Source organism: Longimicrobium sp., assembly GCF_036280135.1.
Classification (GTDB): Bacteria; Gemmatimonadota; Gemmatimonadetes; order Longimicrobiales; family Longimicrobiaceae; genus Longimicrobium.
The window spans coordinates 1-12516 of sequence record NZ_DASURI010000247.1 but is presented as its reverse complement, the minus strand read 5'-3'; the positions used below and the strand labels follow the sequence as shown (position 1 = coordinate 12516).

Annotated in this window: 11 protein-coding genes; 5 read left to right on the top strand and 6 right to left on the bottom strand. The window is 70.9% G+C overall.

Features of this window, described 5'->3' with window-relative positions:
- Positions 1 to 2276 (top strand): zinc-dependent metalloprotease (locus tag VFZ20_RS07690; protein ID WP_329683266.1); only part of this gene is annotated, 2276 nt, incomplete at its 5' end.
- A gap of 61 nt (positions 2277 to 2337) precedes the next feature.
- Here VFZ20_RS07690 and VFZ20_RS07685 read toward each other — a convergent pair.
- Positions 2338 to 2544 carry a hypothetical protein gene (locus VFZ20_RS07685; RefSeq protein ID WP_329683265.1) on the bottom strand — a complete coding sequence of 69 codons (207 nt, stop codon included), beginning with the start codon at positions 2542 to 2544 and terminating at the stop codon, positions 2338 to 2340.
- A gap of 33 nt (positions 2545 to 2577) precedes the next feature.
- Positions 2578 to 2790 carry a hypothetical protein gene (locus VFZ20_RS07680; protein WP_329683264.1) on the bottom strand — a complete coding sequence of 71 codons (213 nt, stop codon included), beginning with the start codon at positions 2788 to 2790 and terminating at the stop codon, positions 2578 to 2580.
- A gap of 216 nt (positions 2791 to 3006) precedes the next feature.
- Between VFZ20_RS07680 and htpG the strand changes: the two genes are divergently transcribed.
- The gene (gene htpG / locus VFZ20_RS07675; protein WP_329683263.1) at positions 3007 to 5115 is read left to right on the top strand and encodes a molecular chaperone HtpG; all 2109 of its coding nucleotides are present in this window, start codon (positions 3007 to 3009) and stop codon (positions 5113 to 5115) included.
- Between the two features lie 361 nt (positions 5116 to 5476).
- Positions 5477 to 6637, top strand: a complete 1161-nt coding sequence (locus VFZ20_RS07670; protein WP_329683262.1) for a CHAT domain-containing protein — start codon at positions 5477 to 5479, stop codon at positions 6635 to 6637.
- Positions 6638 to 6718: 81 nt separating this feature from the next.
- On the opposite strand, the gene VFZ20_RS07665 is transcribed toward VFZ20_RS07670, so the two are convergent.
- From VFZ20_RS07665 to VFZ20_RS07650, 4 genes are all read right to left on the bottom strand, one after another.
- Positions 6719 to 8161 (bottom strand): M48 family metalloprotease, encoded by a 1443-nt coding sequence (locus VFZ20_RS07665; protein ID WP_329683261.1) that lies wholly within the window; start codon positions 8159 to 8161, stop codon positions 6719 to 6721.
- Positions 8162 to 8231: 70 nt separating this feature from the next.
- The gene (locus tag VFZ20_RS07660) at positions 8232 to 9227 is read right to left on the bottom strand and encodes a hypothetical protein (protein WP_329683260.1); all 996 of its coding nucleotides are present in this window, start codon (positions 9225 to 9227) and stop codon (positions 8232 to 8234) included.
- A 284-nt stretch (positions 9228 to 9511) separates the two neighbouring features.
- Positions 9512 to 9946, bottom strand: a complete 435-nt coding sequence (locus tag VFZ20_RS07655; RefSeq protein WP_329683259.1) for a response regulator transcription factor — start codon at positions 9944 to 9946, stop codon at positions 9512 to 9514.
- 103 nt (positions 9947 to 10049) lie between these two features.
- Positions 10050 to 10463, bottom strand: a complete 414-nt coding sequence (locus VFZ20_RS07650) for a response regulator (RefSeq protein WP_329683258.1) — start codon at positions 10461 to 10463, stop codon at positions 10050 to 10052.
- Positions 10464 to 11143: 680 nt separating this feature from the next.
- On the opposite strand from VFZ20_RS07650, the gene VFZ20_RS07645 reads away from it, so the two are divergent.
- On the top strand, positions 11144 to 11368 hold the full coding sequence (locus VFZ20_RS07645; protein WP_329683257.1) for a DUF2892 domain-containing protein: 225 nt from the start codon (positions 11144 to 11146) through the stop codon (positions 11366 to 11368).
- An 83-nt stretch (positions 11369 to 11451) separates the two neighbouring features.
- Positions 11452 to 12465: an SDR family oxidoreductase gene (locus tag VFZ20_RS07640; protein WP_329683256.1), complete on the top strand. Its 1014-nt coding sequence runs from the start codon at positions 11452 to 11454 to the stop codon at positions 12463 to 12465.
- The last annotated feature ends 51 nt before the right edge of the window (positions 12466 to 12516 follow it).

Here is a 12516-nt window from a genome sequence, read left to right as displayed (position 1 = left end):
ACTCGCTGCTCGCCCGCGACTTCCTGATGGTGGGGCGCGTGGCCGCCACGCCGGCCAACTTTGGCGGATACCTCCCCGCGGGGGTCACCGTGCAGGAGCGGCTGGTGCGCTGGGAGCGGCAGGGCGACCGCGTGATCCTGCGCGGCGTGGAGACGGGCGCCGTGGCGGCGGACAGCCTGCCCATCGCGCGGTCGGTGGCCAGCAACTACCTGGGCGTCATCCTGGCCGCCTTCCCCGTGCAGGCGTACACGGCGGACAGCGCGGCCGTCATCGACGTCACGGACTTCTTCGGGGGCGACACGCCGGGGCTCAGCGGGCTCACCACGCAGCAGCGCGAGCAGTTCAAGGTGCGCCGGCTGGACCCCGCGCGCAGCTTCGTGAACGCCGTGCGCAGCTATCCGCTGAACGTGGAGGTGCGCCACACGCAGACCTTCGAGGCCACGGCGCCCCCCAGCGACCGCGCGGGCGGCACCATCACCCTGGAGATGCGGCAGTCGCTGGTGCTGCTGCCCCGCGTGCCCATGCGCCCGCGCTACGGGGACCCGCGCGCCGGCTTCTACACCGTGGACCGCATCAACTACGGGCTCGAGGCGCAGGCGGCGGAGACGGAAAGCTTCATCACGCGCTGGCGGCTGGAGCCGTCGGACCCGGCGGCGTACGCGCGCGGTGAGCTGGTGGAGCCCGTGAAGCCCATCGTCTACTACATCGACCCGGCCACGCCCGCCCGCTGGCGCCCGTTCGTGCGGCAGGGGGTGGAGGACTGGGGCCGCGTCTTCGAGAAGGCCGGCTTTCGCAACGCCGTGCGGGTGATGGACCCGCCCTCGCCCGCCGAGGACCCGGAGTGGGACCCGGAGGACATCCGCTACTCCGTGGTGCGCTGGGCCGCCAGCACCACGCGCAACGCGCAGGGGCCCAGCACGGTGGACCCGCGCTCGGGCGAGATCATCGAGAGCGACATCGTGTGGTACCACAACCACATGCGCAGCTACCGCAACCGGCTGATGATCGAGACGGGCGCGGCCAACCCCTCCGCGCGCTCGCTCGACATCCCCGAGCCGCTGATGGGCGAGACCATGCGCCAGGTGATCACCCACGAGATTGGCCACGCGCTGGGGCTTCCGCACAACATGATCGCCAGCGCGTCGTTCCCCGTGGACTCGCTGCGCAGCACGTCGTTCACGCGGCGCTACGGCGTGAGCGCCACCATCATGGACTACGCCCGGCAGAACTACGTGGCCCAGCCGGGCGACGGCCTGCAGCCCAACGACTTCATCCGCCGGCTGGGGCCCTTCGACGACTTCATCATCGAGTGGGGCTACCGCGTGTTTCCCGACGCGCCCACGCCCGAGTCGGAGCGGCCCCTGCTGGACCGCATGCTCTCCGCGTCGTCGGGGCCCATGAAGTACCGGTACCTGCCGCAGTACCTGAGCGGCATCGACCCCCGCGCGCAGACGGAGGACCTGGGCGACGACCCCGTGGCCGCCACGGGCTACGCCCTGCAGAACCTGCAGCGCGTGGTGCCCAACCTGGCCGCGTGGACGGCGCGGCCCGGCGAGGACGACGGGGACCTGGCGGAGCTGTACCGCGAGACGGTGGGGATGTGGGGAACCTACATGCGCCACGTGGCCAGCGTGATCGGCGGGGTGCGGGTGGACCCGCGCACGGCGGGCGAGCCCGGCGCCGTCTACTCGCCCGTGGGGCGCGCGGAGCAGCAGCGGGCGCTGGCGTTCCTGGCGCAGAACGCCATCCGCACGCCGTCGTGGCTGGCGCCGGCCGGCATCACGCGGCGCGTGGGCGGAACGACGCTGGCCACGGCGCAAGCGTCCGTGGTGACGGCGCTGCTGGAGGCGCGGCGGCTGGACCGGCTGGCGCTGAGCGTGGAGATGGACCCGGGGGCGGCGTACGCGCCGGCGGAGTACCTGGCGGACCTGCGCCGCGCCGTGTGGAGCACGTCCGCGCCCGACGCCAACCTGCGCGCCCTGCACCGCGTGTACCTGGACCGCCTGGGCGCGCTGGTGTCGCCGTCCGCCGCCCCGGCCGGCGGTGGCGGTGAAGGCGGCGAGGGCCCGCCGCCGCCGCTGCTGGCGCCCCTGAACGTGTCCCGCAGCGACCTGCCGGCCCTGGCCCGCGCCGAGCTCACGACGCTCCGCACGCAGGCCCGGCGCCTGGCCGCCTCGGCGCCGGAGGGCGTGCAGCGCGCCCACTGGGCGGACGTGGCCGCGCGCATCGACCAGATCCTGGACCCCGCCGGCCGCGCGACGGCGACGGCGCGGTAGGTCGCCCGAGCAGACTGGCATGAACGAAGGCCTCCGCGGCGCATCCGCTGCGGGGGCTTCTTCATGACCCTGTTCCGGTCAGCAAACCTGTGCGCAGCGCGAGTTCCGTTTCGAGCGCGGCTGCGGGCGCTGTCGCGGTGAATGGATTCCAATCTGTCCTGAAAGACTCTTGAATCGTGAGCGTCTTCGCAATATCTTCGGGCGTGCCGTTGCAGATCTTCTCAGCTTGGAGGTTCCAGATGCCCAGTTCCAAAACGACCGGTTCCAAGGCTGCATCGAACGCTTCAAAGACCCTGGCGAATCAGTCTACCGGCGCGAACTCAAAGAAGGCCGCCGGAAGCGCCCTTTCGCAGACCAACGCTCCCGCCAAGAGCACGTCCAGCAAAGCGGCGACGGCGGCTTCCAAGGTGCTCCAGGACGGGCGCACGAGCGCGACCTCCAAGTCCGCTGCCGCAAGCGCGCTTTCCCAGAAGAGCAAGGGCAAGAAGTAGCGGTTCTCTCTGGTCCGCTTCATCCGCGTGCAGCGGTCATGGCCGCGGGGATCATCGATCCCTGCGGCTTTGCTTTGCGCGCGGGGCTCTACCACACCTGCGCTCAAGGTCCCTTCCGGCACTTGTAGTCTCCGCCACGAATCCGCTAAATTTTCCGGTTCCGCGCGCGGCAGCCCGGGCGCGCGGCTGAATTCAGATCGATCGACCCTCATCCAGAACGCAACCGACAGGAGGCAAGTGTGGCTGAGCAGGCGCAGCAGTTCGCCTTTCAGGCCGAGGTGCAGCGGCTCCTCGACCTGGTGATCCACTCGCTCTACACGGACAAGGAGATCTTTCTCCGCGAGCTGGTCTCCAACGCGTCCGACGCCATCGACCGGCTTCGCTTCGAGGCGCTCACGGACCCGGGGCTTCTCCCGGAAGGACACGAGCCCAGGATCCGCCTCGTCCCGGACAAGGAGAGCCGCACCCTCACCATCGAGGACGACGGCATCGGCATGACGCGCGACGAGGTGGTGCGGAACATCGGCACCATCGCCCGGTCGGGCACGCGCGAGGCCCTGGAGCAGATCAAGGAAAAGGCGGCCGAGGGCGCGGCGCAGCTCATCGGCCAGTTCGGCGTGGGCTTCTACTCGTCGTTCATGGTGGCGGACCGCGTGGAGCTCGTCACGCGCAAGGCGGGCACGGACGGGGCGGTGCGCTGGACGTCGTCCGGCGACGGCTCGTTCACCGTGGACGACGCCGAGCGCGACCGGCCCGGCACCACCATCGTGCTGCACCTCAAGCCGGTGGACAGCGAGAACGGCATCGAGGACTACACGGACCGCTGGGTGCTGCAGCGCATTGTGCGTCAGCACGCGGACTTCATCACCTATCCCATCCTGCTTCCCGCCGAGAAGCCGGAAGAGGTGCCGGAGGGCGAGACGCCGCAGCCCGAAAAGCCGCTCAACTCCATGAAGCCCATCTGGGCGCGGCCGCCGGCGGAGGTCACGAAGGAAGAGTACGCGGACTTCTACAAGCAGATCTCGCACGACTGGTCCGAGCCGCTGGAGACCATCCACACGCGGGCCGAGGGGCTGGTGGAGTACCAGGCCGTCCTCTTTGTTCCGTCGCGCGGGGCCACGGACCTGTACTACCCGGGCTTCAAGCCCAACCTGCGGCTGTACGTAAAGCGCATGCTGGTCCGCGAGAACAGCGAGGAGCTGCTGCCGCGGTGGATGCGCTGGGTGCGCGGCGCCGTGGATTCGCCGGACCTGCCGCTGAACGTGTCGCGCGAGATGCTGCAGAGCGACCGCCACGTCCGGCAGATCCGCCGCGCGCTGACCAGGAAGGTGCTCGACACGCTCAAGAAGCTGCTGGAGAACGACCGCGCCAGGTACGAGACGTTCTGGCGCGAGCTGGGACGGGCCGTAAAGGAGGGCGTGGACAGCGATTACGAGAACCGCGACGCGTTGCTGGGCCTGCTGCTGTTCGGCTCGTCGCGCGACGCCGAGGCGCTGGGCACGCTGGCCGAGTACGTGGAGCGGATGCCGGAGTCGCAAAAGGACATCTGGTACCTCACGGGCTCGTCGCGCGAGCAGATCGAGAACTCGCCCGCGCTGGAGGCGTTCCGCGACCGCGGATGGGAGGTGCTGTACCTGACCGACCCCGTGGACGAGCTCGTGGTGCAGTCCGTGACGGAGTTCGAGGGCAGAAAGGTGCGCAGCGCCGGCAAGGGCGCCGTGGAGCTGGAGGAGGGCGAGAAGAAGGAATCCGGCGAGGAGCAGAAGAAGGAGTTCGAGCCGTTCCTGGAAGCCGTGCGCAAGCGCGTCGACACGTGGGTCAAGGAGGTGCGCCTGTCCGGCCGCCTCACCAAGTCGCCCGCCGTGCTCGTTGTCGCCGAGCACGACTACTCGCCGCAGCTGGAGCGGCTGCTGTCGCAGGGGCGCACGGACGGCTACCGGCAGCGCCGCATCCTGGAGCTCAACGCGTCGCACCCCATGGTGCAGGGGCTTCGCCGCCGCTTCGACGCCAACCCGGAGGACAGCGTCGTGGGCGACTACGCCGAGCTGCTGCTGGGCTGGTCGCTCCTGGCCGAGGGCAGCGAGCCGCACGACCCCGTGCGCTTTACCCAGCTCGTGGCCGGCCTGATGGAGACGGGCCTGGACGCCGCGCCGGCCCCCTCCGCGTCCGCCGGGACGGATGCGTCGGCCGGGGAGTCCACGTCGGCGGATGCGGCCCCGTCGGATGCATCGGTGCAGGCGGGTACGTCGACCGAGGCGGATACGTCGGCCGAGGCGGGTACGTCGAGCGAGGCGAGCGGGGCATCGTCCGATTCTGCCGCGGAGGAAGCCGGCGCGAGCGCGGACTAAACCGGAGGAAGGACGATGCGGGTCCGGCGGCGATCCGCATCGTCGATCCTGGTCCGTCCGAAGACGGCTCCCCGCCGGAGCGAATGGATTCGCCGCTGGAAAGGCACGAAGTCCGCCCGCGCGGACTGCATGGCCGTCATCCTGCCCGGCGCAGAAGTTCGCGGCAGCAGAAAGCCCTCCCTGGTCGCGATCGGGGGGGGCTTTCTCCGTCTTCACCGCCCGTGCGCAGCCGCATCAGCATGGGAGCAGTTGCAGCGATCCGCCCGGGGATGCAGATTCCGCACGAATCGTCCGCGACTGCGCGGGCTGCCGGCCTTTCCTCGGCACGATCCGTCAGCCTCCCCTCTCGGCTCCTTCCCCCATGCCGCCGACCAGCCTGAGCCGCCTCCTGGGCGAGCACATCGTCCGGGACAAGGAAGCGCACGACCTTTCGCGCAACGCGGAGTTCGCGCGTTTCCAGTTCCTGGGCTACCGCACCTCCGCCACGGCGGTGGAGCTCGTGGCCCTCTGCGACGCGGACGGGCTGAACGAAGGTGACGTCGTGCGCCTGCGCGACGAGTTCTTCGACCTCGTTCGGCGCCTGCCGCACCAGTACGGGCTCAAGCCGCGCGGCCGCAATCCCAACGGGCTGCTGGGGTTCGTTTTCGCGGACGGGTGTCCCGAGCCCATGGCGCGCTTCATCGCCCGGCAAACGCGCATCGACCACACGGCGAACACCGGCGGTGTCTCCGTGGCGTGGGCCATCGACGTGCGGAACGAGCGCATCCACACGCACGACAACCCCGTCTCGGTCTATCCCCCCGTCGTCGTTCTCGCCCGCACGGTCTATCCCGGGCTGGAGTACCTGCAGGGGCTGCTGTCCGGGATCACCAAGGAGTCGCGCAAGGCGCCACCCACGGAATGGGAACGGACGGATGCGGCACTCGCGGGGGACGACGATACGCCGGGCTACGGACGGGGCGGCAGGCGCACCGGCGGCCCGGTCAAGGTACTCTTTCTCGCGGCCAACTCGCAGACGCGGCCCATGGAGCTGGAGAAAGAGTGGGTCCGCATCGATACGGATCTGCGGATGGCCATGGTCCGCGAAGGCGTGTCCGGCAAGGCCGTGTGGGAAGCGAGCATGGACCGCCTGATGCAGGCGCTGCTGGACGAATCGCCCTCCATCCTGCACTTCTCCGGGCACGGCAGAACCCACGGCATCGTCCTGCAGAGCGCTTCGGGCGAGGCGCAGGTGGTGTCGGGCGCCGCGCTGGGACGGCTGCTCAAGCTGTTCAGGGACACGCTGCAGTGCGTGGTGCTGAACGCCTGCTGGTCCGAGTCGCAGGCGCATGCGATCCGCGAGCACGTTCCGCACGTGGTGGGCATGCGGGAGCGCATCCTGGACTCGGACGCACTGGCGTTCACCTCCGGGTTCTACAAGGCGATTGCCGCGGGCAGGGACGTGGAGTTCGCCTTCGAGATGGCCGCCGCCAACGTCCAGGCGCAGGGCAACGGGGGCGAGAGGAACCTCGTCCTGATCTGAATGGTCCGCAGGTGTTGCACGAAGCCCTCCCCCGACCGCGATCGAGGGAGGGCTTCGTACGTCCGATCCGCGTCCGCCGTGCTACTGCGCGACGACGCGCTTCCAGCTGCCGGCGGGGAGCACGGCGTTCTCGCCCTCCACCTGGTTCAGGATGGCCAGCTCGGCCAGGGGGATCACGGACGGGTTCTGGCGGTTGAACTCGGCCAGCGTCATCTGCCGCGTGGTGCGCACCACGTCCACGCGGTTGGGGCGCACGTTGAGCACGGACGGGTCCGCCACGTCGCCAAAGCTGAAGATGACGCGCCGGAACGCGGGCTCGTACTGCGCGAACCGCTGCGCCGGCGCGTACGCCAGCACCTGGTACGTGCGCCCGCCGTGCTCGATGAACGCCGCCGTCCCCGTGATCACGCCCTGCTGCCCCTGCGCCTGGAAGTAGGCGACGACGGCGGGGTTGCCGTTCACGTTCTGCCGGCCGCCCTGTCCGGGGCGAATTCCCTGCTGCGAGAAGAAGCGGCGCGCGGCGTCGTCTGCGTTGGCGCCCTGCGCCAGCGTGAGCTGCAGCGCGGCGTCCTGCTGCGGCGCCAGCGCGTTGACGGCCTGCGGCAGGTTCTGCGTGCGCCACCCCTGGGGAAAGTCGATGCGGAACCGCAGCTCCGGGTGCAGGAACACGCCGTCGCGAAAGAATCCCTGCCGCGGGTCGTCGCCGTAGGTGAGCCCGTCGATGCGGGCCAGGTACGCGTCGCGCCCCGTCTGCAGCGGCGCGCGCGTCACCGTGTCGGCCCGGGCGCGGGCGGCGGCGATGCGCTCGGGCTCGGCGGGGTGCGTGGACAGCCACGACGGCAGCTCGCTGCGCCCCGCCGCCTCGCCCGTGCGCAGCAGCGACGCGAACACGTCGTCCATCTCGCGCACCTCGTAGCCCTCGCTCAGGGCGTAGCGAAAGCCCAGCTCGTCGGATTGGCGCTCGGCGTCGCGGCCGTAGCGCAGAAAGAGCAGCTGCACGCCCGTCTGCGCCAGCCCGCCGAACGTCTGCGCGGCCTCGGGAAAGAAGATGCTGCCGATGCCCAGCCCCAGCTGCGCCAGCTGCCCGCGGCTGATCTGGCTGACGGAGTGGCGTGCCGTCACGTGGCCGATCTCGTGCCCCAGCACGGCCGCCAGCTCCGCCTCGCTGTCCATCAGGTCCATCATCCCGCGGGTGACGAAGATGAACCCGCCGGGCAGGGCAAAGGCGTTGGGCGTGGGATCGTCCACCACCTGGAAGCGCCAGGGCAGGTTGGGCCGCTCCGACGCGCGCGCCAGCCGCTGCCCCACGCCGTCCACGTACTGCTGCAGCGCCGCGTCATCCACCAGGCCGATCTGCTGCGCCACCTCCTGCGCCGACTGCTGCCCCAGCTGGATCTCCTGCGCCTCGGAAACCAGCGCCAGCTCGCGCCGCCCCGTCACGGGGTTCACGGCGCATCCCGCCGCCACCGCGCACGCCAGCCCCGCCACCGCGAACGCGCGCATCCGCATCCATCCCATGGACATCGGCCCCTCCTCATCCCGGTCGCTCCCGCCCCTCATGGACGGGCGCGCGCTGGGGCAAGAAGCACACCCGCTACACGGGGGCGGGCTCCGCGGATCCAAGCCGGTCCGTCATCAGCTCCAGGTCGTACCCCTCCCGGGCCACGCGCAGGGAAAAGTACAGTGAGGTGACGACGGCGGCCGAGAGCACGGCGAGAAACACGGACGCCGTGAAGTTGGCGTACGCGGACACGGCGGAGAACGAGCCGCCCATGCCCTGGATTCCCTTTAGACCCTGGTCCGTCAGGAAGTCGAGGACCTGGAGCACGCCCAGCACGAGAAAGATGCTCCACCCGGCGCCCAAGGCCAGGCTCCACGAGCGCTGCAGCGCGTGCGCCGGTCCGCCCTTCTCCAGCACGGCGACGGCGGGAACGGCGAACAGCAGGCATGCCACGATGACGCCCGGCACCAGCAGCAGGATGGAGCCCGCCAGCACGGCCAGCGCCGTCAGCGCACTGGCGCAGAGCACGACGCCGCTGCGGCGCGCCAGCGTCGCCAGTGCCCGGCGTGGGTCCGGACGGATGCCATGGTACGCCTGTGCCAGCACCAGGATCAGCAGCGCCTGCCCCAGCCCGTGCAGCACGCCCGCGACAAGGACTCCCATCCACAGCGTGGGGGAGTTGGTCGGGGCGCGGACGAGGTCCGCAAGCAGCAGGGACGGGAGCTGCGGGATCATCGCGATCCCCAGCGACAGGAGCGGCGCGCGGCGGATGAGCTGGAATGCCGTGTCCAGCACGTCGCCCACCCGCAGCTTCACGGCCGGGGCCGCCTCACCGGCCGTGGTCGGCGCGGGGGCGGGCGAGGACGCCCGGATCGCGACCTCCCCGATGGGAAACGAGATCGTGGGGGAGCCCAGGTCCACCGTCCGGCTTACGTGTCCGGCCCACACCGGGTACGGCACGTCCCGGTACGACTCGCCGGGCCCGATCACCCGTGCACTTCGCCCGCCCGCCGGCACGGACGTGTGCTCCGCTGCGACGAGGACGTCGGCGTACGTTCCCTCGGCATTGGGGACGATCAGCAGCTCCATGATGCGTGCGGTGCGGGACGGGGAGGATCGGAGTCGCGCGGGGGACGCCCGCGGAGGTGGGAGGGGCGCGTCGTCGAGCGCACGCCGGGACGGACAAGCCGTTTGCCGTTGCCGTTCTCTGCGTCCGCCGCGGCTCTGCGTGAGAAAGCCGTTCGCGGTTCCCCCGCAAATATCTACCGCCACGGCCGATCCGGACAAGCGGGCGGCACTGAAAAGGGGACGGCTGGCCAAGGCCCGCCGTCCCCTCCGTTCATCCGGATCCCGGATCCGGTCCGGCCGCCGGTCTACCGCGTGGCGAGAGCGTCGCGCAGGGCGGCCTGCAGCAGCTCGGCCGAGAGCCGGCGCTTGGCGAGGTACGCGGCCGCGCCGGCCAGCATCAGGTCGCGCGCCACCGTGGCGTTCTCCTGGCCCGTGAGCATCACCACGGGCACCTCCAGCCCCGCGGACCGCAGCCCGCGCAGAAAGGTGAGGCCGTCCCCGTCGGGCAGGTTGTAGTCCAGCACCACGCAGTCGAACGCGTGGTCCGACAGCAGGTTGATGGCCTCCAGCACGCCACCGGCCTCCCGCACCTCCATCTCCCCCGGCAGGCGGGCCAGCAGCCGGCGCACCGCCAGCCGGTCCACCTGGTCGTCGTCCACCACCAGCACTCGGGCGTTCAGCCCGTCCGTCTCCGGCCCGGCAGGCGCGCGCCCGCCGGGCCGCACCGTCGCTTGCTTCACGGTCACTCGGTCCCCGTCACCCGCCATGAATCCGCCGCCGGACGCCCCGGCCCTGCCCTGTACACCGCACCCGCCGAATGCTTCCCGTACGCCGCGCCGCCGCTCACGGCATCTCCACGAGCGACCAGTACTTGTTGAGCGTGAGCATGGCGTCGCAAAAGTTCTGGAACGTCACCGGCTTGAGGATGTAGCCGGCCACGTTGAGGTTGTACGCCTCCACGCGGTCGCGCTCGTCGTTGCTGGTGGTGAGCACCACCACGGACGTGGACCTGAGCTCCGGGTCCGCCCGCAGCTCGCGGAGGAACTCGATGCCGTTCATCCGCGGCATGTTCAGGTCCAGCAGCACCAGCCGGCGCTCGGCGGGCACGTCGCCGCGGCGCAGCATCTCCAGCGCCTCCACGCCGTTGCCGGCCAGGAAGAGCGGGTTGGCGATGTTGTGCTTGCGAAAGGCGCGCTGGACGTTCATCACGTCCACCTCGTCGTCTTCCACCAGCAGGATGTTCATCATGACGCCCATGGGGGACCTCGTCCGGGGGCTGGAAACGCGTGCCGGTGAAAGCGGACGGCGGCGTCCTCGCCGGGGCGGGTTCCCCGTGCGCGGCCGCCGCTGCGTATCACCAGCCGTTCTGACGATGCGGGCCGCGTGACGGTGCGTGGACTCCCGTCGCGCGGCCGCTGCATCCGGATGACGCGAAAGATGGGGCCGCGGCGCTCCCGCGCAATCCCCGCCGGGCCGGATCCGCTTCCGCCGCATCGGCTCGAGCGGGCTCCTCACGGCGAATCCCGGATGGGCTTGAAGTTGTTTCCCGCCCGTGCTGTCATTCTGAGCGAGGAAGGCGCCGGCGCGGTCCATCTCCCTGCGCGGAGTCAAGGGCGCCTTCCGACCGAAGAATCGGGTCGGGCCGCGCACACACCTCGCCCGTGCTGGATCCCGCGCGCGAACTCAGCGCGCGGGCGGGACCGTGCACCTCCGGCAACCAGATTCTTCGGTCGGCCGGCGTCCAATGCACGACGCGACGGGACAGCCTCAGCCGGCGCCGGCCGACCTCAGAAGGACAGCACGGGTGAGAAACGGCTCTACACCCCACTCAAGAACCGCGATCAGGATGCCAGTCAGCGGACCTGTGCTGCCCGGCACGTGGCCTGCACTCCGCCCGGCCCGCTTTCGAGACGGAAAAACGCAACCGGGAGGATGTCGTGAGAGAGAACGTGGGTGGGGCCGACCGCGCGTGGCGGGCCGTGGTGGGGCCGTCGCTGCTCGCGCTGGGCTACGGCCGATGGGGCGGACGGACGGGCACGCTCCCCGGCCTGCTGGCCATGCTGGGCGGCGCCCTCATCACCGAGACGGCCATCACGCGCGTCTGCCCCGTGAACGAGGCGCTCAACGTCGACACCGCCCGCCGCCTGCAGCTGACGAGCTGAGATCCGGTGCGGCGCTTGCACAGCCCGCGCGGCCGTCCCGGGGCGGGACGACGGTTCGGAATCGGAACGAGAGGCGGGGGCGGATGAACGACGAGCAGATCAAGCAGTTCCGCGACGCGGCCCAGGCCACGGCGCGCGAGCAGCGGCGCATCCAGGCGCGGGTCGACAAGCAGGACCGCAAGCAGAAGCAGGATTCCGGCGGCGGGGACGACGAGGCGGAGAGCGGCGTGCAGGCCGGCGAGCGCGAGCAGCCGGAAAACCCCATGCCCAGCCAGCACCTGGCCAAGCCCGGGCTGGAGGCCGAGATGGAGCTCAAGCCGCGCTACGCCGCGCCGGACTACAAGGGCTCCGAAAAGCTCCAGGACCGCGTGGCCCTGGTCACCGGCGGCGACTCGGGGATCGGGCGGTCGGTGGCCGTGCTCTTCGCGCGCGAGGGGGCGGACGTGGCCATCGTCTACCTCAACGAGCACGAGGACGCCGAAGAGACGAAGCGCGCCGTGGAGGCCGAGGGCCGGCGCTGCATCCTCATCGCCGGCGACGTGCGCGATCCGCGGTTCTGCGAGGCGGCGGTGGAGCACACGGTCAGCGAGCTGGGCAAGCTGAACGTGCTCGTCAACAACGCCGCGTTCCAGGAGCACGTGCAGGGGCTGGAGGACCTGACGGACGAGCACCTGGACATGACGCTGCGGACGAACATCGGGGGATACGTCCAGATGGCCCGCGCCGCCCTGCCGCACATGACGCGCGGCGACGCCATCGTCTGCACGGGCTCCGAGACGGGGCTGTTCGGCAACAAGACGCTGCTGGACTACTCGGCCACCAAGGGCGCCATCCACGCGTTCGCCATGTCGCTGGCGCAGAACGTGGCGGAGCGCGGCATCCGCGTGAACGTGGTGGCGCCCGGCCCCGTGTGGACGCCGCTGAACCCCGCGGACCAGCCGGCGGATGCCATCGGCGAGTTCGGGCAGCAGACGGACATGAAGCGGCCCGCGCAGCCGGAGGAGGTGGCGCCCGCGTTCGTGTTCCTGGCGTCGCCCGTGTGCTCCAGCTACGTCACCGGCGCCGTGCTCCCCGTGATGGGCGGCCCCACCGGCTGACGCCACGGGAGGAACGCAGACGCCAGCGGCGCGGCCGGATGACCGGCCGCG

What these genes read in the sequence shown, in the direction of transcription:
- VFZ20_RS07665 (WP_329683261.1), bottom strand. Translation starts at nt 8,161, where the DNA reads ATGTCCATGGGATGGATGCGGATGCGCGCGTTCGCGGTGGCGGGGCTG.
- VFZ20_RS07680 (WP_329683264.1), bottom strand. Translation starts at nt 2,790, where the DNA reads ATGAAGCGGACCAGAGAGAACCGCTACTTCTTGCCCTTGCTCTTCTGG.
- VFZ20_RS07650 (WP_329683258.1), bottom strand. Translation starts at nt 10,463, where the DNA reads ATGGGCGTCATGATGAACATCCTGCTGGTGGAAGACGACGAGGTGGAC.
- VFZ20_RS07640 (WP_329683256.1), top strand. Translation starts at nt 11,452, where the DNA reads ATGAACGACGAGCAGATCAAGCAGTTCCGCGACGCGGCCCAGGCCACG.
- VFZ20_RS07660 (WP_329683260.1), bottom strand. Translation starts at nt 9,227, where the DNA reads ATGGAGCTGCTGATCGTCCCCAATGCCGAGGGAACGTACGCCGACGTC.
- VFZ20_RS07670 (WP_329683262.1), top strand. Translation starts at nt 5,477, where the DNA reads ATGCCGCCGACCAGCCTGAGCCGCCTCCTGGGCGAGCACATCGTCCGG.